Below are 23,676 nucleotides of genomic sequence, written 5' to 3'. Positions count from 1 at the left end.
TGAGCCCAGCACATAACCCCACGGCACCGACCAGCCGCAATCTTGAGTCCACCAACTAACCCTGTGGGAGCGAGCCTGCTCGCGAAGGCGTCATGTCAGCCCACATCACCATCAACTGACCCACCAGCATCCCCGCCGATAAACCAATCAACCACGCCCCCTCAACTGCGCCGGACTCACCCCATACGCCTGCTGAAAATACTGACAAAACCGCCCGACATTACTGAAGCCAAAACGCAGCGCCACCTCCGTCACTGACGCCGAATGCCGCTGCCCCAGCACCTCAAAAGCCCGCTCCAGCCGCACCTGCCGCTGATACGCCACAATCGGCATCCCGACAAACCGCCGAAAGCCCTCCTGCAATGCACGCTGACTGACATTGCTCAACCGCGCCAACTCCACGCCACTCACCAGTTGCTCCGGATGTGCCTGAATAAACTCCATCGCCAACTTCACATGCCGGGGCGCGACCCTCGGCGCCGGCTGGTGCAACGCCTCGGTAAAATTGTGCGGCCACGCCTCCAGCACCGCATCAATCAACATCTCGCGCAACCGCGACGGCATCAGCGTGCCGCTATTGAGCAACAGATCAAACTCCGTCCCCGTCGCCAGATCAATCAACGCCTTGATCCCCCGGAACGCCGACGTGTGCAGATCCACCACCGGCTCAAACACAATCTTCTGCACAATCGGCCGCCCCAACAACGCCGCCAACCGCTCAGTCAGTTGCCCCCGATTCACCGAAATCCCGTGCTGCGCATGATTGTCGAGAAACCGCATCGAACGGATATCCGCCTTATCAATCGCCAACCCCACCTGCGCCACACCGACGGACTCGGTACGGTGGTTGAACACAATCTTGCCCGCCGTGGGAATCACGAAAGTTATCTCGTCCTGCGGGTCGGGGAAGGTCACGGTGAAATCGCCGTGGTAATGCATGCGACGGAAACTGACGTCATCGTGTCTGCCGTAAACGCCGCCGATAATGATGTTGGAGGGGATCGGCGGGGTGTCGGCGTAGCGATTGCCGAAGAGCCGGGAGAAGAGGGCGCCGAAGTCTTCGGAGTGGAGGTTTTCGGAGCGGAGGATGATTTTTTGGCGGGGGTTTGGGGACACCTTGAGGGCACCTTTGGTTGGGGCTCTTGGATAGGGGGATTGCTAGTCGCAGGGGAGGTTAGCAGCTTGGGGTGACAGGTCTGTGACGGGAATTGAGTCGAGGGAGGGGCCGCATGCTGATGCTGCTTCGTTCGCAACTTGGCCGTGGTCTAAAAAACTATTCAGGGCGCTCATGGAATTCAGCAAAAATATCCGCCATGAAATCCATGAAAACGATGGCTCGCTGAGGCAGCAGCCGATTAGCCAGGTAGACAATTTGGATCGGGACGGGGGGCGCCACGTATTCGTTAAGCAGCAATTGAAGATTGCCACTTCTCAGCCCTTCCTCATAAAGCCATTGCGGCCCCTGCGCGATGCCCAACCCTGCATTGACGTACTCACGGATCGCCTCAGGCGAGTTGACACGCAGTCGTCCGGAGATCGGGACATCCGTATCCCTGAACCGCCAGTTGGTTCCAGTGGATAGAAGGGTATAAATGAGGCAGTCGTGTTTCTTCAGGTCATCAGGCGAAGAGGGAGTGCCACGTTTTTCCAAATATGCACGGCTGGCAACGCACACACGCTCGAACCAAGCCAGTGGCCGGGCTCGCATTGCACTGTCCTCCAGGTGACCGATACGAATCGCGAGTTCTACCCCCTCGTCGACTAAATTGACGTAGCGATCATTGATTTGAAGATCGAGCGACAGTTCGGGGTAGCGGCTTAGAAAACTCGCGACGTGCGGTACGATGAAGGTGTGAGCCAATGCGGTCGGGCAAGCGACGCGCAGCAACCCGGACGGCGCTACGTTTCCTCTCAGTGAGGACTCGGACTGTTCCACTGAGTCCAGGATACGCCGCGCATCTGCGTAGTACCGTTCACCCTCGGGCGTGAGCATCAGCTTTCGTGTGGATCGGTGAAGCAGCCTGGTTTGCAAATGGTCCTCAAGAGCAGCGACGTAACGACTGACGCTCGGTTGCCCTAGTCCCAGATCACGTCCCGCAGCAGAAAAACTGCCTGTCTCGACAGCCCGTACAAAACAGCTCATCAGTAACAACCGGTCCATCACACCCCTATTCATGCGACTTTCGCATGAGATCTATTCTATTTGCCCATCTTATCAGCGCACAGGCATGAATACATAGTTGCTCTCAGAGGGCCAGTCGTCCGTTTGGCGGCCCCAAAAAAGAGGAAATTCAGATGTCCCGTTTACAAGGCAAACGTACCCTCATCACTGGCGGTACAAGCGGCATCGGTCTAGAGACCGCGAAGCAATTTCTCGCCGAAGGCGCACGTGTGATCGTCACCGGTGTCAATCCTGAGTCCATGGCAAATGCTCAAGCAATTTTAGGTAGCGAAGTCCTGGTGTTGCGCGCCGACTCAGCTAGCGTCGCAGCCCAGAAGGAGCTGGCGCAGGCCGTTCAGTCTCATTACGGGCAGCTGGACGTTGCCTTCCTCAATGCTGGCGTATCCGTCTGGAGGCCAATCGAAGACTGGAACGAGGAGATGTTTGATCGCTCCTTCGACATCAATGTCAAAGGCCCTTACTTCCTTCTGCAAGCACTGCTGCCGACTTTCTCTAACCCTGCGTCGGTGGTTCTTAACACCTCGATCAGTGCACATCTGGGCGCCGCGAACTCATCCGTTTACGCCGCAACCAAGGCTGCCTTCCTGAATATGTCGAAAACGCTCTCTGGCGAGCTTCTACCGCGTGGTGTTCGAGTCAATGCGGTCAGCCCTGGTCCGATCGACACGCCGCTGTACGACAAGGCGGGTATACCCGATGCCTACCGCGAGCAGGTCAATAAGGAGATTGTCGCGACTATCCCATTTGGCCGTTTTGGCACGCCTGAAGAAGTAGCCAAGGCGGTGCTGTACCTCGCGTCGGACGAGTCTCGCTGGACGGTGGGAACGGAAATTATTGTTGATGGTGGTCGCGCGCTTTAACGAAATAGGCGCGTCTTCGAGTCTGTACATCCCGCTTCCTGCCCGGAAGCGGGAGTTGTCGAAATGACAGTGTTGATGTCCATTAGGCAATACCCTCCGTGGCACCAGGCTAGCTAGCGGCCACAGAGGCCTTACGAGTTACTGCATCGGCACAACATTATCCAACGCCTGATTCACCGCCAACTCCCCGAGCATCACCACCTGCGCAATGCCCAGCAGCGTCTTGCGAATCGGCCCCTCAACCAGCGCCGCGACATCCCCCAACATCACCGTCGCCGAACCCAGTGATTCACTGGCGTTCGCCAGCAGTTCCTCGGTGGCGATTTTGGGGTTGGCGAGGAATATGGCGTTGGGTGTGTAGGGCGTGGCCATGATCTGGCTGGAGGGGTTGAGGTAGTGGTCGAGGGCGCGTTCGGCGGCTTCGCTGAGTTTTCGGGAATCGGGGGATTCGTAGGGGGAGACCGTTTCGGTTTCGGGTGGGTTCGGTGTGACTTTGAACATGATGATGCTCCTGGGAAAACGATTAGGGAGCCATCACGCTTCGCTACCAAACGAAGGGTGGCGGCCATGCACAGGTTGGTAGACCGGCCCAGGAGCCCGGCGCGCCCTAAGACGCCCTACGCATGACCACCATAAAACAGGGACGAGAAATCGACCTCTGCATAAGGGGAGCTATGCGACCTGGAAGTGCCGGGCTACCAAACCCGATCGCTGCTTTTCAGCGACCGACCCACGATAGAACCCGCACTCTGGGCGCACAAGCCGGCGGATTCTGGCGTAGTCGTAGGCAATGGCGCAAGGCGTTGTAGCCTGGGATGACGTAACACTGGGTGTCTTTAAACGGCTCTGGCAAAACCTTAAACACGAGCGAGAAACTGACCGATGCGCGGCTTGAGCATTTCGATCGCGGTGATACGATCGTGGCGCGCCACCCACGCCAAAGAGCAGAATCGATCACCATGAAACCCAGTTTCGAAAAAATCCCCACCGAAGCCACTGCCTCGTGGACACTGCTGAACCGGCGTTTGCCGGAGGCGATTCCGTTCGAATGGCATCACCATCCCGAGTACGAGCTGACGCTGACCTTGAACAGTCGTGGCCATCGCTACATCGGTAATGATGTCGAGCCTTACGATGACGGCGATCTGATTCTGGTCGGACCGAATGTGCCACATAGCTGGTCGTCGGCGGAGCGGGTCGATGCCGGGCAACCGCATGTGGCGTTGGTGATCTGGTTTTCGGCGGCGTGGGCGGAGTCGCTGGTGACGTTGTTTCCGGAAATGGGATCGGTTCGGCAATTGCTCGCGGCGGCGCGGCAGGCGTTGAGTTTCAGTGCGGCAGCGTCGCGGGAGATTCGCCCGCTGATCGAGGCGATGGTCGAGCAGGAGCCGTCCGAGCGGTCGATCGCGTTGCTGGTGGTGTTGAACAAACTGACGCGGGACGTCGATGCCAGGCGAATTCTCTCTGCCTCGGACTCGCAGGCTGGCACTCAGATTGTTGAAGACCCGCGCATCCATCGGGTTGTGGATTATTTGCATGGTCACTACGCCCAGGCGATCAGCATTCCCGCGTTGGCCGAGATGGGGTGCGTCAGTGTGTCGGCGTTCCATCGGATGTTCCGCCGTCATACGCGCTGTACGGCGTTGGACTACATCGTACGGCTAAGAGTCGGACATGCCTGTGCGCTGTTGATGCAGGGACATTCGACGGTCTCGCTGATTGCCGAGGAAGTGGGGTATTCGTCGCTGGCGCTGTTCAATCGGCAGTTCAAGGCGTTGAAGGGGCTGACACCTTCAGAGTTTCGTCGTCAGCACGGTCATCATTTTCTGTAAGCGGCGCGCTGCTTAAGCGCCACAATCGTATTACTCGACGCGGTAAATCAGGCTGCCGCCGCCACCCTCGGAAGTGGTCCCATACCTGCACCAACAATAAGGTCTGCAGGTCCCCCGATGAGCAAATACCAGGCATTCGAGAGCGCAACGCTTCCGGAGAACTACCGCGACAGCATCGTCAAAATGAAACGCACCTTGCGCGCGCAGATCGGCGATGTACAGGGGCTGTTCGCCGAGGTCAGTGAGTTTATTGCCGGCGAAATTGCGTCGATCAAAGTGCAGGAGGGGCAGACGGGTTCCGGTTGGCCGGTGTTGGAGTTCGCTGAGATCGCCGCCGGTAAAGTGACTGCCGAGCGTTTGGCCTTGATCAAGCGTCGGGGTTGCGTGGTGATCCGCAATCACTTCCCCCGCGAGCAGGTGCTGCAGTGGGACCAGGGCTTGCTGGATTACCTCGACAAGAATCGATTCGATGCGCTGTATCGCGGGCCGATTGACCAGTTTTTCGGCAATCTTGAGGCGTCGCGGCCGGAAATTTTTCCGATCTACTGGTCGGCGGCGCAAATGCAGCTGCGCCAGCATGAGCGGATGGGCACGGCGCAGGCGTTTCTCAATCGATTGTGGAAGACTCATTCGCACGGCCAGGACTGGTTCAACCCGGATATTAATGCGCTGTATCCGGATCGGGTGCGCCGACGTCCGCCGGGCACACACTCGAAAGGCCTTGGCCCGCACACCGATTCCGGGGCGCTGGAGCGCTGGCTGCATCCGGCGTATCTGAAAGTCTTCGACAACATCTACAGCAACGACTTCGCGGCCTACGACCCGTGGGACGCGGCGTTTCGTACCGAGGTGGATGAATACGCCTACAAGGACACGGTCAAGTGCTCGGCGTTTCGCACGTTTCAGGGCTGGACTGCGCTGTCGGACATGCAGGCCGATCAAGGCGTGCTGCACACCGTGCCGATCCCCAAGGCGATGGCCTACCTGCTGCTGCGGCCGCTGCTCGATGACGTGCCCGAAGACGAGTTGTGTGGGGTGGCGCCGGGCAAGGTGCTGCCGGTATCGCGGCAATGGCATCCGTTGCTGGTGGAGGGGCTTAGTCCGATTCCGGATGTGCAGGCCGGCGATTCAGTGTGGTGGCATTGCGATTTAATCCATAGCGTCGCGCCGGTGCAGAACCAGCAGGGCTGGGGCAACGTGATGTACGTGCCGGCGGCGCCGATGTGTCCGAAGAATCTGCGTTATGCGCGGGATGTGTTCAGGGCATTCGAGCAGGGCGCTTCGCCGGATGATTTTCCGCGTGAGGATTATGAGCGCTCGTGGGTGGAGCGTTTTCCTGTGGAGCGTCTGAATTCGCTGGGGCGTGCGGGGCTTGGACTGGAGTAGGTGAGTTTGGGGTTTGGGGCCGGTCGCGGCCCATCGGGACGCTGCGATGTTTCGCTAAATCCTCTCACCACCGTTTTTTGTTTTGTCTGATTGAGCGGGGTGCCTTTCGGACAGCGAAACGCCCAAGGGTTTGGCACATCCTGAATGTTTAGGACGGCTTACTGCCTTGGGCGGGATGGGCGCAGATTGGTCGACGGCAATGCGAGGAGAAAGATAGAACTGCTTCGGAAAGCCTACAAGCCAGCCACTTCCGCAAGATTTGTAGGCAAATGCGCGGGCGCTTGTAGCCCCAATGTGGGGGTGATAACGGCTTGATATGAGTGGTTTGCCTGTTGGTGGTTGAAAACGGCCATGGCTAGGCGGTTTTTGAACTGGCGGCAGACTTGGGTTTTTCGCTGACTGGGCTGGCGTTTTCGCGAGCAAGCCCGCTCCCACAATGGTTTTGCGGTGTTCTGGAATGGTGTGGTCGGCGCAAAACCTGTAGGAGCGAGCCTGCTCGCGAATGGGATATCCACGGTACTCAGGTCTTATTCATCACCATTCTGGACACAGTGTTTGTCCAGCCGACCGATTTTTGCCGTGCGCTTGAACCCCTAACATCGTCTCCACTCCGTGAACAAACACGGTTCCCCCACGAGACGGTGAACATCATGAAACTGGCAAAAATCGCTCTTCTTCTGGTCTTCGGTGGTATCGGCGCGCAAGCGTTTGCAGCTGACGAGACCGCGCAAGTCGAGGCCTACAACGCCGCCGCTCAAGCAGACATCGCCCATGTGGTGTCGATCTCCGAAGCGGCCAATCAGTGCGGCGCGGTGCCGGTGCAGATGACTTATGACGACTCGACCGGTGCACGGCATGTCGTGCAATACCAGGTGATGGGTAGCGGTTGTTCCAACGGTTGATGGTCGATGCCGGCGCTGGAGGGTCGACACTCCGGGTCTGCGGCACTAAGCGTTGGCAAGTTCCTTGGCGCCGGCCATGTCTTCATCGGATGCCAGCAGTTGCGGGATGGCGGTTTTCAGGAACTCCACCCAGGTCTTGATTTTGGCGTCGACGAATTTGCGCGACGGGTAGATCGCGAACAGGTTGTATTCCTCCAGGCGGTACTGCGGCAGTACCCGCACCAGCGTTCCTCCGACCAATCCTTCGACGGCTGATGCCAGCGGCTGAATGCCGATGCCCATGCCATTTCTGATCGCCGTGGCCATGCCGTCGGCGGTGTTGATGTGGAAGGGTGAGTCGGGGATATTCTGCGTTTCCATGCCTTGCGGGCCTTCGAACACCCAGTTGTCTGCGGGCATCACCGTGTTGACGATGCGCAGGCAGTCGTGCGCTGCGAGGTCGGCGGGTGTGGCGGGGTGGCCGCGTTTGGCCAGGTACGCCGGTGAGGCGCAGAGGATGCTGTAAGTAGTGCCCAGGCGTTGCGCGACGAAGCCGGAATCCGGCAGGTCGCGGGCGAGGACGATCGACATGTCGTAGCTTTCTTCGAGCAGATCGGGCAGGCGATTGCTCAGGGTCAGGTCGAACATCACCGTGGGGTGAATTTCGCGGTAGCGGGCGATCGCATTGATCACATAGTGGTTGCCGATGGCGGCCATGGCGTGGATCTTCAGACGCCCGACCGGCAAGGTCTGCGCGGTGCCGGCTTCGTCATCGGCCTCGCGCAGGTCATCGAGGATTTTTTCGGCGCGCTGCAAATAACGCACGCCGGCTTCGGTCAGGGCGAGGCGGCGGGTGGTGCGGTTGATCAAGCGCGTGTGCAGCCGGGCTTCGAGGCTGGAGACGGCTTTGGAGACGTTGGTTGTGGTGGTGTCGAGCACGTCGGCCGCAGCGGTGAAGCTGCCGCTCTGGGCGACGGCGACGAAGCAGCGCAGGGTCTGAATAACGTCCATCGTTGTGGTTGGCTCTGTGGCTGGGATGGCCATTCTAGGGTTTGCCGTGGGTGGTGTTGCAAATGTTTGCGAATGAGGGGTGGGCGCATGGCGGGTGAAGGGCTTGAAGACATTCTGGCGCCGGGGCTGTCGGTGGTGTTCTGCGGGATCAATCCGGGATTGCTCGCGGCGGCGTATGCGGCGTTGACGGGGCAGAAGGTGGTGGCGCCAGCGTCGAAAATCTAAACACCACCACTGCGCAAAAAGTTGCGCAGTTGCTTCGTCAATTTCACCCGAGAATTCCCTTCAAGCCTCTCTAAATCAAGCCCTTCAGCCAAGTGCGCAAGAAGTTGCACAGTACTGCGCAACTTCTTGCGCACTTTTTTCTGTTTATCGAAGTTTAAAACGCCGGAACGCGAAGGTATTGCCGCCAACCCATTGATCCGAAATGGCTAGAAGATGGCTGGCACGGAACTTGATATCCGAGCAGGTACCCGGGCAGGCAATGGTGCCTGTCGGTTGTGTTTTTTCAGGCAAGGAGAGCATCCCCATGGCAACACCAGCGTACATGTCCGTCACTGGCGAAAAACAAGGTCTGATCACTGCCGGCGCGTTCACCGCCGACTCCGTGGGCAACACCTTCCAGGAAGGTCACGAAGACCAGGTCATGGTTCAGGCCTTCACCCACGACGTGATCATCCCGCGTGACCCGCAATCCGGTCAGCCAACCGGTCAGCGCGTACACAAGCCAGTGGTCATCACCAAGGTCTACGACAAGGCTTCGCCTCTGCTGCAAGCGGCGCTGACTTCCGGCGAGCGCATGAGCGAAATCGTTATCCAGTGGTACCGCACTTCTGCTCAAGGTACTCAAGAGCACTACTACACCACCAAACTGGAAGACGCGATCATCGTCGCCATCAACAACAAGATGCACAACTGCCAGGACCCGTCGAACGCCCACTTCACCCACCTGGAAGAAGTGCAGTTCACCTACCGCAAAATCACCTGGACCCACGAAGTCTCCGGTACTTCGGGTTCCGATGACTGGCGTGCTCCAGTCGTTTAATCGCGACTGATGGTTGTACCACCCCGGCAGTGCGGCTGGCCGGGGCGGCTTTGACCTACAGAATTTTTTGCGTGCGCCACGCTTCATGGAATGGCGCCCGTCGCAGCATTGCGCGAGGAACAAGGGATGTTCTCACCGGCCAATCAGCCTCATTTCAATCTGACCATCGATGGCGCGGACAGCGATTTCCAGGTGCTGTCGTTCACCGGGAAAGAGGCGCTCAACACCCCCTTCGAGTTCGAGCTGGAACTGGTCAGTGAGAAAGCCTCGATCAACCTCGAAAGCCTGCTGCACAAACTCGCGTTCCTGCAGCTGTCGCCCAGCAGCACGGGGATTCACGGGCTGATCTACAGCATCGCCCAGGGCGAGGCCGGCAAGCGCCTGACCCGCTATAAAATCTCCCTGCGCCCGCAGCTGTCGTACCTCGCGCATCGGGTCAACCAGCGCATCTTCCAGCAGATGACCGTGCAACAGATCATCAGCAAGGTCCTGGAAGAACACGGCATTCTCGCCAGTGACTATCACTTCCAGCTGAGCGCGATTTATCCGGAGCGCATCTACTGCGTGCAGTACGACGAAAGCGATCTGCATTTCGTCCAGCGCCTGTGTGAGGAGGAGGGGATTCACTACCACTTCCAGCACACCGCCAGCGGCCACAAACTGATGTTCGGCGATGACCAGACGGTGTTCCCGAAACTGGCGCCAGTGGCTTATCAGCAGGACTCCGGACTGGTCGCCGATCAACCGGTGGTCAAGCGTTTCGGCCTGCGTCTGGCGACCCGCACCAGCCGCACTACACGACGTGATTACGACTTCGTCAAACCGAAGATCGAGCTCGAAAGCGATGCCAAGAGTAGCGCCCAGCCGGATCTGGAGGATTACGATTACCCGGGGCGTTTCGTAGATCGCGAGCGCGGCAAGCACCTGGCCAATCGCGCACTGGAGCGCCATCGCAGCGACTATCGTCTGGCCGAGGGCAACAGCGATCAGCCGATTCTGGTCAGCGGGCATTTCCTCGCCCTCACCGAACACGCCAACCCGACCTGGAACGATCTGTGGCTGCTCACCGAGATCTTCCACGAAGGCAAACAGCCGCAAGTGCTCGAAGAGTCGGTGACCAGCGACACCACCGATAACAAGGACGATTTCCACCAGGGCTACCGCAACCGCTTCAACGCGATCCCGTGGGACGTGCCGTACCGGCCGCCGCTCGATCACCCGAAACCGAAAGTCCTCGGCACCCAGAGCGCCGTGGTCTGCGGCCCCGAGGGCGAAGAGATCTACTGCGACCAGTACGGTCGGGTGAAGGTGCAGTTCTTCTGGGACCGCGAAGGCGAGCACGACGACAAGACCAGTTGCTGGATGCGTGTGGCCTCGAACTGGGCCGCGGAAACCTTTGGCGCGATCAACATTCCGCGGGTCGGCATGGAGGTGTTGATCACCTTCCTCGAAGGCGATCCCGATCAGCCGCTGATCACCGGTTGCCTGTACCACGGCGCGAATCTGCCGCCGTACAAACTGCCGGACTTCAAGACCCTGGCCACGGTCAAGAGCAAGGAATACAAGGGCAGCCGCGCCAACGAACTGCGCATCGACGACACCACCAGTGAGATCAGTATTGCGCTGCGCAGTGATCACGGCGCCAGTGCGATCAACCTCGGCTACCTGACACACCCGCGCCCGAGCGGCGGGCAGCCGCGTGGCGAAGGTTTCGAGTTGCGCACCGACCGCCATGGCGCGGTGCGTGCTGGCGCCGGTCTGTTGATCACCACCGAGCCGCGCCCGAACGAATCGAAGCACCACAAAGACCTGCCGGAAACCGCCGAGCGCCTCGCCACCGCGAGCGATCAGCAGGACGGTTTCGCCACCCAGGCCAAAGAGCTTCAAGCGCAGGAGGCGGGCGATCAGGACGACGTGGCCAAGGCCTTGCACGCGCAGCATCAAGGCGTGCTCGGCAGTGGCCCGGCGAACATGACTGCCAATGAATTCCCTGAATTCACCGAGCCGCATCTGGTGCTCGCCAGCCCCGCGGGTATCGCCCTGACCACGCCGCGCTCCAGCCATATCGCCACCGGTGAACACCTGGCGCTGAGCAGCACCGGGCACACCAGTTTTTCCATTGGCAAACGCCTGCTGGCCAGTGCCAGCCGTGGCATGCGTCTGTTCGTGCAAAGCATGGGCTGGCGTCTGGTCGCGGCGTCCGGCGACATCGACGTCAAGGCCCTCAAGGACAGTATCAACCTGCTGGCCAAACTCAACATCACTGCCAACGCCGACCGCATCACCATCACCGCCAAGACCGAACTGGTGATCCAGGGCGGCGGCAGCGCGACCACCTACAACGCCGGCGGCATCACCCACGCCACCACCGGCCCGTACACCGCGCACGCGGCGAACTTCGCCTACACCGGCGCGAAAAGTCTGGCCGGGGTGTTCCCGGAACCGCCAAAACCGGGCAAGGGCAATCTGGAACTGTTCAACCAGTACGCCGGGCGTCAGGGCATCAAGGAAGGCGACTACGAAGTCATCGACGCCCTCGGCAAAAGCATCAAGGGCAAGCTCGACGCCAAGGGTTTCGCCAGCGTCGCCGGCGCCGCCCCAGGCCCCGCGCGAGTGGTGTTCGGCAAGGATCCGGCGGACACCTGGAGTGAGGGCAGCTACATCGGCAAAGCGGAATGGCCGCTAAAACCGCCAGCCACTGAAGACGTGCCGAGCCAGGTGCAGGCGATGGTTGCGCAGGTTCTGCCGAACAAGAACTGGGACATGCTGGAGAAGGGCAAGGAACTGGCGCAGAGCGGCATGGGCGCCATGCAGACCGCACAGGGCGCGATGCAGACGGCGCAGCAGGTGAAAGGGGCGGTGCAAGGCGGGGTGGCCGGGTTGCCGAAACTTGCCAGTGCGGCGCTGCCGAGTGCATCGAGCATCCTCGGCGCAGCGAGCAAGGCAGGGAAACTGCCAAGCCTCCCGGCCCCGTTCTTGCCCAAACCATCGCTCAAGACGCCTGGCCTGCTGAATGGGGAGGTGCTCTCATGACTGAGGCAGCCGTTGCCAAGAAGCGCGAGCCGCAGGTCGCTATCGTTCCGCTCAACACGCTGGACGTGCAGGACGTAGGTCGTGGTGCTGCCCGGTTTGATGCCTGGCTGCGATCCATCAGCGGTGGTGTCGTCACGCTCGATCGAATCAAAGGAGTTGCCGGGTCGCTGCCGGTTGTCGGCAACATCATGGCGCTGGTCGATGCGCTGGGCGATATCGTCACGCTTACCAGAAGCAAGCAGCGGGAGTTGCTTGATTGGGTCAGCCTGGGGATCAACCTGATCGGTGTTTTACCTGCGCCTCCGACCATGGCGGCTGCTCGTATGAGTTTGCGTCCGACCTTGTTTCTGGTACGTCAGGAATTGCGTAACAGCGTCAAGATGCTGTTGGGCGATTCAATGATCGAAGTGCTGGTCGGGCATTTGAACGCGACTATCGTCGGCACGATCGATGACTTCGTGAAACAGGCTCAAGGCAAACTCTCGGGCATTCTCGCCGATGCAGGAAAACTCGGCGAAAGCGCAGTCACCGAAATTGCCAAGGGTCTTGAGGCCGTTGTAAATGGCAAGCTTGATTCAAAAGGCGATGCGCGCGCGGCTGGACAAAAGATCACGGCGGCGGGCAATCAACTGCTCAGCGATCCCAAAGCGGCGATCAGTAATATCTTCGGGGCGGCATTCAGTGCCTACAAAGCCGTGGGTAAAGGGGTTGCCAACAGCGCGGCGAAGAATCTTCTGCCGGATCAGGCCAAAAAACTGGTGATGACGCACACCGGCTCATTGAGAGCGATGGGGCCTGAGATCAAAACCCAATTGAGCAAGTTGGGTGACCCGGGAACGCGTCACACGATTGGTTGGTTGTTGCAAATGCTCAGCGGTGCTGTGTTGACGTGGCGCAAGCGTCGTGGGCATGGACAGAGTGCCAGCGTTAAACCCAACGCCACCAGTAAGGCTCAGAACAAGGCAGGTGAAGGACGACTCGAGGCCAGCAGCCATCAGGCTCCTGCGAACGCCAACGCCAATGGCAAAAAAAATGGTGCTTGTGCGGGTACTTGCAACAGCATCAGTTTTGCGTTGGGATCCGAGTCACTGAGCCATACCGATTTCAGCCTGCCGGGTCCATTTCCTGTCGAGTGGGTGCGCACCTACAGCTCCCGGTTCGATGCTTTTGACAATGGCGAATCAGGGGCACGGTGGGTAACAGAGTTTACGACCCGATTCGACTGCAAGGACGATGGACTGGTTTTTTTTGGAGCCGATGGTCGTAGCATCGATTTCCCCCTGCCCAAGCCAGGCCTCTTTCACTATGACCCCGTTGAAAATCTCACGCTGGTTCGTTCCGCTGAGGATCAACTGCTCGTTTGCTTCGGTTTCGAGCGCAAGGAAACCTATGTCCGTCGTGGTCGTTCCTTTTGGCTGACGGATGTCAAAATGCGCAGTGGTGCCGGGCTGATGCTGCATTACGAGCATCGTCATGGGGACGCCCTCGTATTATCCGACCTGATCACCTATCAAGGTGACGTCACGCAAGTCCACTTGCACGTCGGAACGCTGCTTGATGATCAAGGACGCTTGACCGGTCTCTGGGAGATTCGTGACGGCGCGCCTGTACGGCAATTGTGCCATTACCAATACGACATCCATGGCAACTTGATCCAGGCGCAGGATGAAAACGGTGCGGCCTGGAGTTATCAGTATCAGCATCACCTCCTGACTAGGTATACCGATCGCACCGGCCGCGGGTTGAATCTGCAGTGGGATGGTCACACATCGCACGCCAGGGCTGTGCGCGAGTGGGCGGATGACGGCAGTTTCGATACTCGCCTTGAATGGGACGAAAATATCCGCCTGACTTACGTGACTGATGCCCATGGCAACGAGACTTGGCATTACTACGACATCAAGGGCTATACCTACCGGATTCGCTATGCCGATGAACGTTCAGAGTGGTTCTTTCGCGATGATGCGAAGAACGTGATTCGTCACGTTCATACAGATGGCACCACCGATCGCTACAGCTATGACGAGCGCGGTAATTTGCTCGAGCACATCAGCCCCGACGGCAGTGTCGCTCACTACGCCTACGATGATCTCAACCAACTGATCAAGGTCAGTGATGCAGAAGGCGGTCAGTGGCAACGAGCTTACGACGACGCCGGCAATCTGGTGGAGTCGGTCGATCCGCTTGGCAACAAGACGGAGTACGCCTATGACAAAGCAGGTCAGTTGATCGCTATCAAGGATGCAACAGGCAACGAGAAAACGCTTGAGTACAACGTTGCCGGTCAGCTTCTCAAATATACCGATTGCTCCGGCAAGACCAGCGAATGGGAATACAACGATCGCGGTCAGATGATCTGCTTTACCGATGCAGCGGGGCAAAGCACCGAGTATCAGTACAAGGTCGGGCATGTCGCCTTGATAACGCATCCGGATAAAACCGAGGAGCGATTCGAGCGTGATGCCGAAGGGCGTCTGCTCGCTCATGTTGACGGTCTGGATCGCTGTACGACGTGGAGCTATAACGCGGCCGGTCTGGTTGCCGAGCGAGTAGACGCCTGCGAGCAAACGCTTCGTTACCGTTGGGACCTGCTAGGCCGTTTGATAGCACTCGAAAACGAAAACGAGCAGCGCACCCAGTTTCACTATGATCCTGTCGGAAGATTGCTCGAGGAAAAAGGCTTCGACGGCCTTGCCACACGCTATCAATACGACGCTGAGAGCGGGCGGTTGGCGAGCGCCATCAGCGGTGAGCGCATCATTTCGATGGCGTTTGACCCAATGGGGCGGCTTGTTGAACGCCATGCGAGCCTGGGCAATGCGACTCAAAGCGAATCCTTTGCGTATGACGGTAATGGCAACATGGTTTTGGCCACGAACGACCAGAGCCGGTTGCTGTGGTTTTATGATTCGGCCGGTAATCTGATCAGAGAGCACCAGCATTATCAGGATCTGGATGCACCGCTCGTTGCCATCTGGAGGCATGAGTACGATGCCCTCAATCAGTGTGTCGCCACGACTCGTCCGGATGGCCATCGGGTGAGTTGGTTGACGTACGGCAGTGGGCATTTGCTCGCGTTAAAACTGGATGATCACGAACTGGTCGGCTATGAGCGAGATGATTTACATCGCGAAGTCGCTCGTTATCAAGGGAATCGCCTGCGCCAGACGCAAAAGTGGGATCCGGCAGGGCGGCTACAGGAGCAACTGCTCGGTCGAAGCGACGACAATTCGACGTTGCTCAAACGCCAGTACCAATATGATGCGGTCGGCCAGTTGACCGAGCTGAACGATACGCGTCGCGGACCGCTTACCTACCGTTATGATCCGGTCGGGCGACTGATCAGCGCAGCAAGTCGCCTCGGCGTTGAAAACTTCGCGTTCGATCCTGCCAGCAACCTGCTGGACGAGAAGGTGACAGAAGTGCGCCGGCCTCTTGATCAGGCCCCGGCACGTAGTCGGTTGGTAGACAATCTTTTACGTGAATACGTCGGTACTCATTACGAGTACGACGATCGTGGCAACCAGACATTGCGTTGGCACAATGGTCAACGCAGTCGATTGCAATGGGACCTGTTCGATAGGTTGGTGCATTTTGAGGATGAGCGTCTTTCGGTCAGATACGCCTACGATGCCTTGGGTCGCCGGCTGTATAAGCACTCGACAGCCCATTATGTGAACCGTCCTGAAGCAGGTTCGCACTGGAATAAAAATGAGCAGGGGCGCATTCAGCGCTTGCTTGGCTGTGGCTTGACCTTGTACGGGTGGGACGGGGACAACCTTTCCTGGGAAAGCAGTCCAGCCCCTATTGATGGGGGGACAGGTCGCACCGTCCATTACGTTTATGAACCCGGCACATTCGTACCGGTGGCTCAAGCCCTCACACACGCCTCGATTGATCTGTTGAGTCAGCCTGAATATGTCGGCGGCGACAATCTTGAAGATGATCCGCTGTGGAGTCACGCTCCTGAAGCACAACCGTTCGATGCCCTGGCCTGGTATCAGTGTGACCATTTAGGCACACCATTGGAACTTACCGATCAAGACGGTGAGATCGCCTGGAGCGCTCAATACAAAGCGTGGGGGCAGGTGAAAGAACAGACATCAGCCTCGGCAGTGCGGCGCGGGCTGACTAATCCCATTCGTTTCCAGGGTCAGTACCACGATCACGAAACAGGCTTGCACTACAACCGCTACAGGTACTACGACCCCCATGTAGGTCGCTTCATCTCGAAAGACCCGATAGGTCTGATGGGCGGTATCAACCTTCATCAATACGCGCCTAACCCGACGCAGTGGGTGGATCCTTTAGGTCTGGTCAGAAAACCGCCATCCAAGCGCGCGCTGAAGGACGGTGCTGGAGCCTCCGCTAAAGACATCGCTGCGAGCAAGGTCGGCGGCGGTAGTCGGAAAGGACAAGCGGCATGTCGCAAAAAACTTATTGCCAAAAGCAAACCGGTGGGTGTGTACAAGTGCTGGCGGTGCGGGCATACCTCTAGCAATCCTGATGACATGCACTTGGGGCATAAAAATGTGGCGACCTCGAATGGCGGCAACCTGGCCGATGTCAACGTAGATCTTGAGGGCGCTTCGTGTAACCTGAGTGCTGGAAACAGCGGTTACGTGAAAGAAGGGATGTCGTGTGTCGAACGTGGAAGTTGTGGAGCGCCATATGGACGATAAAGAATTGCCTGTTCTGATTGAGGTGTTTGTATCAGATGACGATGGCCCTGTATTCGAGGAGCTCCCTGCAATCGCGATGGGGCAGGATACTTATCAGCTGCTGTCCTCACCTGGTCTTGCGTTGAATTTGGCTCGAGGTGACATCATCTCGATAAAAAACAAAAACACTCACGCTGAAGTCCTGAAGCGCGGAGGGAAATTTTGTATTCATATCTACGCCGACTACATCCCCGAGGACGTCATTGCACAACTGGAAACTGATGTTGGCAATGAACTGGGTGGAACGCTGGATGGCGTTTTCGAAGGCAACCTGTCACTGGCTGTGCCGTCAAGCAATGGCATGGACAGCATCAATGCGTTTTTTGATCGGTTCCGCGAGAAAACCGGACTCGAATGGTATTACGCCAATATCTATAAAAACATTGATGATGAAGATGATGAAACGCTGCTCAATTGGTGGCTGCAGAGCTGACTGACAGGCCAGCGGACGGCAGGGTCGCGAGACCAGGATCAAGTCAAAGGAGTGACAACATGAAAGACGCCATTCGCTTGGGCGACTCCACCACTCACGGTGGCAAGGTGCTCGAAGCCTTCTCCCAAACCGATCTCAACGGCAAGCCTGTTGCCGGAGTCGGTCACAAGGTCAGCTGTCCACTGTGCAAAGGGGTTTTCCCGATTGCAGAGGGCAGCAGCACCTACACCGTTGATGGCACGCCCATCGCTCTGGACGGTATGAAAACCGCTTGCGGCGCTGCGCTGATTGCAAGCGGCCCGAAAGGGGCTGTGATCAGTTGAATCAACATGTACCGCATCGGCATATGCCGGGCATCACCTGATGTTTGTTGCATGAGTGTTGGCAGGCCCAGGCCATCAATCATTTCTTTAAAGTCTCGAACTATCTTACGGATGAGATGCAGTCATGACGACTGAAACGCCTGTCGCGAAAGTACGTGAACCTCAAGTGGCGATCGTTCCGCTCAACACCATTGACATCAAGGATGTCGGACGCGGTGCAGCCAGATTCGATGCCTGGCTGCAATCGATCAGTGGTGGAGTAGTCACTCTTGAGCGCGTCAAGAACGTTGCCGGAGCGTTGCCGGTGGTGGGCAACATCATGGCCTTGGTGGATGCGCTCGGAGACATTGTTGTCCTTGCCAAAAGCAAGCAACGCCAGATTCTGGACTGGGTCAGCCTGGGTATCAATCTGATCGGTGTTTTACCGGCCCCACCCACAATGGCCTCGGCGCGTATGACCTTGCGTCCGACCTTGTCACTGGTGCGTCAAGAACTTCGTAACAGCGCCAAGATGCTGCTGGGCGATTCGCTGATCGAAGTCCTGATCGGACATTTGAATGCCACCATTGTCGGTACGATCGATGACTTTGTAGAGCAGGCCAAGCCGAAGCTGGCTGAAATACTCGACAACGGCGGCAAGCTTGGCCAGAACGCGGTCAACGAAATCGCCAAGGGCCTGGAAACGGTCGTCAACGGCAAGCTTGATGCAAAAGGCGACATGAAGTCGGCGAGTGCCAAGATGAGTGCGGCCGGAGGTCAGTTGTTGCATGACCCCAAGGCAGCCATCAGTAATATTTTCGGCGCAGCCTTCAGCGCCTACAAGGCTGCCGGTAAAGGTGTTGCCAACAGCGCGGCAAAGAACCTGTTGCCGGACAGTGCCAAGGCTTTGGTGCTGAGCAATACCGGCATGCTTCGTACTATGGGTGTGGAGTTGCGCACTCAAATGAACAAGCTGGGTGATCCGGCTGTTCAGCATTCAATCGGTTGGCTGCTGCAGATGCTGGCAGGTTCTGTCATGACCTGGCGCAAGCGTCGAGCACATGGTCAAGGGGCCAGCGTCAAGCCGGATACTACTTCAAAGACTCAGCACAGGGCTGGAGAGGGGCGGCTTGAAGCCAGCAGCCAACAAGCGCCAGCGACGCATAACTGCAAAACATGTAAAAACGGCGTCATGCCGGGCACGGCGCATAGCATCAGTTTTGCCCTGGGCTCTGAATCGCTGAGCCATACGGATTTCAACCTGCCTGGTGCATTCCCTCTCGAGTGGACACGCACCTACTGTTCGCGTCTGGATGCGTATGACGCCAGCGAGATGGGCGCCCGCTGGATTACGTCGTTGACTACCCGTTTTGACTGCGTTGGCGGGAGTCTGGTGTTCCATGACGCTGATGGTCGCAGCCACGACTATGTGCTGCCCGAGACAGGGCAGACTCACTACGATGCCATTGAAAACATGACGCTGGTACGGGTGACCGATGACCAGCTTCTGTTGTGCAGAGGGTTTGAACGCAAGGAAACCTATCTGCGTCGTGGACAACGTTTCGTGCTGGTCGGCGTGGTTTTGCGCAACGGTGCGGGAATCATGCTGCACTACGAGCATCGCCACGAAGGAATACCGGTGCTGTCCGACCTGATTACCTATCAGGGTGATATGGCCGACGTCAGATATCACCTCGGCACCCTGCTTGATGAGCACGGTCGCGTAAAGGGGCTTTGGCTGATCAGCGACGGTGTTCCTCAGCGTCAACTGTGTGCCTATCACTACGACAGTGTCGGTGATTTGATTCAGGCTCAGGACGAGAACGGGGCGGCCTGGAGCTATGAGTACCAGCATCATCTGATCCGTCGTTACACCGATCGGACCGGACGGGGCATGAATCTGGAATGGCAGGGCACAGGCGCTGATGCGCGGGCCGTTCGCGAGTGGGCGGACGACGGCAGTTTCGACACGCGCCTTGAATGGGACGAGAATATTCGCCTGACCTATGTCACCGATGCATACGGTAACGAAACCTGGCACTACTACGACATTCTTGGTTATACGTACCGCATTCGTCATCTGGATGAACGTTCCGAATGGTTGTTCCGTGACGAAGCGAAAAACCTGATTCGACACGTACATGCTGACGGCACAACTGATCGCTTCATCTACGATGCGCGTGGCAACGTCGTCGAACATTTGCGTGCCGACGACAGCGTGCTGCATTTTGCCTACGACGATCTGGATCAACTGATCAAGACCAGCGATGCAGAAGGGGGGCAGTGGCAGCGTGCTTATGACGATCATGGCAACCTTGTGGAAGCAGTCGACCCCCTTGGTAACGTAACGGAGTTTGCCTACAGCGTGGCAGGGTTGCCGACAGCGATCAAAGACGCCGACGGCAATGAGAAGAAGCTCGACTACAACGATGCCGGTCAACTGGTCGAGTATGTTGACTGCTCAGGAAAGACCAGGGCCTGGGAGTACAACGAACTCGGACAGATGATCTGTTTTACCGACGCGGCCGGCCAGAGTACCGAGTACGGGTATCGACTGGGCCAGTTGGCCTGGATCAGGCACCCGGACAAGACCGAGGAGTATTTTGAACGAGACGCTGAAGCCCGGTTGCTCGCGCACACGGATCGTCTTGGCCGCTGTACTACCTGGAAGTATACGGCTGCGGGTCTTGTAGCCGAGCGCCTCGATGCTGATGAGCATACATTGGTCTATCGCTGGGATCGTCTCGGGCGCTTGCAGGCGCTGGACAACGAAAACGAAAGCCGGGCGCATTTCCTCTACGACCCGATAGGTCGCCTGCTGGAAGAAAAGAGCTTTGATGGTCGTATCACCCGCTATCGGTATGATTCTGATACGGGCCATTTGAGTCATATCGTCAACGGCGAGCGTGTGATTTGCGTGAGCTTTGATGCCATGGGACGCCTGATTGAGCGACGCGCCAGTCAAGGTGAGAAATCGCAAAGCGAGCGCTTCATTTATGACGGCAACGGTAACCTGATTGAAGCCGCCAACGCAGACAGTCGTTTACAGTGGTTTCACGACCTGGCCGGCAATGTGCTGCGCGAGCATCAGCATTACCTTGGGCTGGACCAGCCCCCGGTAGTTGGCGTGTGGCAGCACGAGTACGATGTGCTCAACAATCGGGTCGCGACAGTTCGTCCGGACGGGCACCGTGTCAGCTGGCTCACCTATGGCAGCGGTCATTTGTTGGGGCTACGCCTGGACGAGCACGAGCTGATTGGCCTGGAGCGCGACGACCTTCATCGTGAGATTGTCCGGCATCAGGGCAACCACCTGCAGCAGTCGCAAAAGTGGGATTCTGCCGGTCGTTTGCAGGAGCAGGTGCTGGAGCGCAGTGAGGACGGTGCGACGCTTGTCAAACGGACATATCAATACGATGCCGCTGGTCAACTGACTGCGATCAACGATACCCGAAGAGGCGCGATTTCATACCGTTACGATCCTCTCGGTCGACTGTTGGAAGCAGCGACACGACAGGTGGTTGAAACATTCACCTTTGACCCGGCCAGTAATCTGCTTGATGAAAGGGCGAGTGAAATTCGACGACCACTGGACCGGTCTCCGCGCCAGGAGAGGCAGGTAGACAACCTGCTACACGAGTACGAAGGTAATCAGTTCACATACGATGAGCGCGGCAACCTGGTCGAGCGTCTGCAAAACAATCAGCGGAGCTTCCTGCAATGGGATCTGTTTGACCGTTTGGTGCGATTTGAAGATCAACGCTTGTCGGTTGAATTCGCCTATGACGCTCTTGGACGTCGTCTTCACAAAAACTCTGTCGCCCATTCCAAGGGGCGTCCCGAGGCGGGGTCGCACTGGAACCGGAACGAGCATGCACGCATACAGCGTGAGTACGGCTGTGGCTTCACGCTCTACGGCTGGGACGGTAACCGACTTGCCTGGGAAAGCAGTGCCACGCAACTGGATGGCGGTGCCGGACGCACGGTGCACTACATTTTCGAGCCCGGGAGTTTCATTCCTGTAGCACAGGCCATACGACATGCCCCGATTACACTGACGAATCAGCCTGAGTATCAGGGAGAGTACAGCCTGGATGACGATCCGTTGTGGAATCGCAAGGTCACGGTTCAGCCAATTGACGTTTTGCTCTGGTATCAGTGCGATCACCTGGGTACGCCTCAGGAACTGACCGACTCTGAGGGGCAGTTGGTCTGGACGGCTCAGTACAAGGCATGGGGGGCGATATCGGAGCAGCAATCGCAATCGGCCCGACAAAGTGATGTGAGAAATCCTATAAGATTTCCGGGGCAGTACCATGATCATGAGACCGGGCTGCATTACAACCGGCATCGTTACTATGACCCGGCGGTGGGGCGATTCGTCAGCCAGGATCCGATCGGTTATGCGGGCGGTCTGAATCTCTACACCTATGGTCCGAACCCTACAGGGTGGGTGGATCCGATGGGCCTGACGGGGGTCGATGTCTATCGGGCCATGAAAACCGACGAAAAAGGAAAGCCCATTGCTGACTCGACCGCGCGTGGCCTAGGGGTACGTCCTGTCGATATTCCAGTTGATAAAGATGGGAACGTTCATCCCAATACCGGTGGGATGTCCGTAGCGCCGGATACTCCGCAAAACCTGCCGGATCATCGGCGCCCCTCCACGTTACCCGGCGGAACCGGCAAAGACAGCGCCTGCAAATTGAATACCGCTTCACTTCCGGAAAGTCTTCGTTACGTGCAAGACAAAAAAACTCACGGAACCATTCAGCCTAGTAAGGCCATGCCACTTTCTGATTACCAGAAGGCACTAGGGTCGACGGCTGAGCATTGGGAGAAACAATGATGAAAACGCTTGATAAACCGTTGGACGATGAACTGTCCGGCGCATTGAGGAGGGGGGATGATCTTCTTTCGATACGGGAAATCCTGCTGAAGTATCGAGATAAGGGTTTTTCGGCGATATCGGTTAATGAACTGTTGGGGTCAATGCGCGGTGATGCCGATGAAGAGTTGGAGGATCGGATTCTGGAGGTGATGGATATCGTTACCGGGTTTTGTGCGCCAGCTCTGGAAGTCTGGTAAGCGGCGGGTTTGGAATTGAGAAGTTTCACTGGAAATCTGGGGAATGAGCATGAAAAACACTGCTGTGATCCTTGCACTGACCGCCACTTTCGGCCTCTGCGCCCTGGCCCGCGCAGAAGCGCCAGATCCCGCTACCCTGAAAAGCATGTATGACAGCGGTCGCAACATGTCGGGCCTGATCAAGCATTGCGTCGACAAGGGCTACCTGAAAGCGGACAGCACGGAAAACGCCAACAAGATGGTGGCGTTCGTTGCGAATATGCCGGGCGCGTTCGACAAGGCCGATGGCGACAAGAACGAAGGTCTCGGTCGCAAGGGCGAAGTGTTGGCCGACGGTCAATACAAGAGTCTGCAAGGCAACCTGCCGCCGGATCTGAGCCTCAAGCAATGGTGCGAGCAAGCGGATCAAGGGATGCGTGAGGGGCTCAAGCAAATCGGCTTGTAAACTACATCGAAGAGAACACTTGCCATGAAATCCGAAATACCACCCACCGACGCTTCGGCACTCATCGACGCTCGAATCGCTGAACTGGCCGATTGGCGTGGTGCCATCCTCGGCGAGATTCGCAAAGTCATGCACCAGGCTGATCCCAAGGTGGTGGAGGAGTGGAAGTGGCGCGGTGTTCCGGTGTGGTCACGGGGCGGGATCATTTGTACCGGGGAGACTTACAAGGCGGCGGTGAAGATGACCTTCGCCAAGGGCGCGGCGCTGGCTGATCCTGCGGGGTTGTTCAACGCCAGCCTTGAGGGCAACACCCGCCGGGCGATTGATTTTCATGAGGGCGACACGGTCGATGAGCAGGCCTTGAAAGCGCTGATTCGCGAGGCGATTGCGCTGAATCTATCGAAGTGAATCGTGGCGTTTGCCTTGGCTCAGAAATAACTGGCTGTTTTAAAACAAA

General features: G+C 57.8%; 17 protein-coding genes and 1 pseudogene. 14 read left to right on the top strand and 4 right to left on the bottom strand.

Translation table 11 applies throughout. The annotated features are described in order from the left end of the window. Positions 1-147: 147 nt before the first annotated feature. Positions 148-1,116, bottom strand: coding sequence for an AraC family transcriptional regulator (locus QRN61_RS23900; RefSeq protein ID WP_285375799.1), 969 nt, complete (start codon positions 1,114-1,116; stop codon positions 148-150). A 157-nt stretch (positions 1,117-1,273) separates the two neighbouring features. Next, positions 1,274-2,161: a LysR family transcriptional regulator gene (locus QRN61_RS23895; protein WP_177409056.1), complete on the bottom strand. Its 888-nt coding sequence runs from the start codon at positions 2,159-2,161 to the stop codon at positions 1,274-1,276. A 134-nt stretch (positions 2,162-2,295) separates the two neighbouring features. Here QRN61_RS23895 and QRN61_RS23890 point away from each other — a divergent pair, with 134 nt between their 5' ends. Continuing rightward, positions 2,296-3,042: an SDR family oxidoreductase gene (locus QRN61_RS23890; RefSeq protein WP_096796887.1), complete on the top strand. Its 747-nt coding sequence runs from the start codon at positions 2,296-2,298 to the stop codon at positions 3,040-3,042. Positions 3,043-3,180: 138 nt separating this feature from the next. Here QRN61_RS23890 and QRN61_RS23885 read toward each other — a convergent pair whose 3' ends face one another. After that, complete coding sequence (locus QRN61_RS23885) at positions 3,181-3,543, bottom strand: DUF6124 family protein (RefSeq protein WP_096796885.1); 363 nt, start codon at positions 3,541-3,543, stop codon at positions 3,181-3,183. A 458-nt stretch (positions 3,544-4,001) separates the two neighbouring features. Here QRN61_RS23885 and QRN61_RS23880 point away from each other — a divergent pair, with 458 nt between their 5' ends. The 3 genes from QRN61_RS23880 to QRN61_RS23870 all read left to right on the top strand — a co-directional run bounded on the left by QRN61_RS23880 (position 4,002) and on the right by QRN61_RS23870 (position 7,162). Then, on the top strand, positions 4,002-4,874 hold the full coding sequence (locus QRN61_RS23880) for a helix-turn-helix domain-containing protein (RefSeq protein WP_285375796.1): 873 nt from the start codon (positions 4,002-4,004) through the stop codon (positions 4,872-4,874). A gap of 117 nt (positions 4,875-4,991) precedes the next feature. Beyond that, positions 4,992-6,260, top strand: a complete 1,269-nt coding sequence (locus QRN61_RS23875; protein ID WP_285375794.1) for a DUF1479 domain-containing protein — start codon at positions 4,992-4,994, stop codon at positions 6,258-6,260. Positions 6,261-6,910: 650 nt separating this feature from the next. Then, the gene (locus QRN61_RS23870; protein ID WP_027613803.1) at positions 6,911-7,162 is read left to right on the top strand and encodes a DUF2790 domain-containing protein; all 252 of its coding nucleotides are present in this window, start codon (positions 6,911-6,913) and stop codon (positions 7,160-7,162) included. 45 nt (positions 7,163-7,207) lie between these two features. On the opposite strand, the gene QRN61_RS23865 is transcribed toward QRN61_RS23870, so the two are convergent. Further along, positions 7,208-8,152, bottom strand: a complete 945-nt coding sequence (locus QRN61_RS23865; protein WP_115990012.1) for a LysR family transcriptional regulator — start codon at positions 8,150-8,152, stop codon at positions 7,208-7,210. Positions 8,153-8,239: 87 nt separating this feature from the next. Between QRN61_RS23865 and QRN61_RS23860 the strand changes: the two are divergent. The 10 genes and pseudogenes from QRN61_RS23860 to QRN61_RS23815 all read left to right on the top strand — a co-directional run. Then, positions 8,240-8,326: pseudogene (locus tag QRN61_RS23860) on the top strand (G/U mismatch-specific DNA glycosylase); the annotation flags it as partial. Between the two features lie 355 nt (positions 8,327-8,681). Continuing rightward, positions 8,682-9,197: an Hcp family type VI secretion system effector gene (locus QRN61_RS23855; RefSeq protein WP_027613808.1), complete on the top strand. Its 516-nt coding sequence runs from the start codon at positions 8,682-8,684 to the stop codon at positions 9,195-9,197. Positions 9,198-9,323: 126 nt separating this feature from the next. Beyond that, positions 9,324-12,230: a type VI secretion system Vgr family protein gene (locus QRN61_RS23850; RefSeq protein WP_285375793.1), complete on the top strand. Its 2,907-nt coding sequence runs from the start codon at positions 9,324-9,326 to the stop codon at positions 12,228-12,230. After that, positions 12,227-16,912 carry an RHS repeat-associated core domain-containing protein gene (locus tag QRN61_RS23845; protein ID WP_285375791.1) on the top strand — a complete coding sequence of 1,562 codons (4,686 nt, stop codon included), beginning with the start codon at positions 12,227-12,229 and terminating at the stop codon, positions 16,910-16,912. The genes QRN61_RS23850 and QRN61_RS23845 overlap by 4 nt, the downstream gene beginning before the upstream one ends. Then, entirely contained in the window at positions 16,902-17,384 is a 483-nt protein-coding gene (locus tag QRN61_RS23840; protein ID WP_285375790.1) for a DUF4265 domain-containing protein, read from the top strand. The genes QRN61_RS23845 and QRN61_RS23840 overlap by 11 nt, the downstream gene beginning before the upstream one ends. Before the next feature lie 59 nt (positions 17,385-17,443). After that, positions 17,444-17,707 carry a PAAR domain-containing protein gene (locus QRN61_RS23835; RefSeq protein WP_007969244.1) on the top strand — a complete coding sequence of 88 codons (264 nt, stop codon included), beginning with the start codon at positions 17,444-17,446 and terminating at the stop codon, positions 17,705-17,707. A gap of 124 nt (positions 17,708-17,831) precedes the next feature. After that, a complete protein-coding gene (locus QRN61_RS23830) occupies positions 17,832-22,535 on the top strand; it encodes an RHS repeat-associated core domain-containing protein (protein WP_285375789.1) in 4,704 nt (1,567 codons plus the stop codon). Beyond that, complete coding sequence (locus QRN61_RS23825; protein WP_238547102.1) at positions 22,535-22,774, top strand: hypothetical protein; 240 nt, start codon at positions 22,535-22,537, stop codon at positions 22,772-22,774. Before QRN61_RS23830 ends, QRN61_RS23825 begins: the two co-directional genes overlap by 1 nt. A gap of 49 nt (positions 22,775-22,823) precedes the next feature. After that, on the top strand, positions 22,824-23,219 hold the full coding sequence (locus QRN61_RS23820) for a hypothetical protein (RefSeq protein WP_285375786.1): 396 nt from the start codon (positions 22,824-22,826) through the stop codon (positions 23,217-23,219). A 24-nt stretch (positions 23,220-23,243) separates the two neighbouring features. Further along, positions 23,244-23,627 carry a DUF1801 domain-containing protein gene (locus QRN61_RS23815; RefSeq protein ID WP_285375784.1) on the top strand — a complete coding sequence of 128 codons (384 nt, stop codon included), beginning with the start codon at positions 23,244-23,246 and terminating at the stop codon, positions 23,625-23,627. Positions 23,628-23,676 lie beyond the last annotated feature (49 nt).

Source organism: Pseudomonas sp. lyk4-TYG-107 (assembly GCF_030209055.1).
Lineage (GTDB): Bacteria > Pseudomonadota > Gammaproteobacteria > Pseudomonadales > Pseudomonadaceae > Aquipseudomonas > Aquipseudomonas putida_A.
Note: the sequence above shows the minus strand (reverse complement) of the source record. Positions and strands in the feature narration are given on the sequence as shown.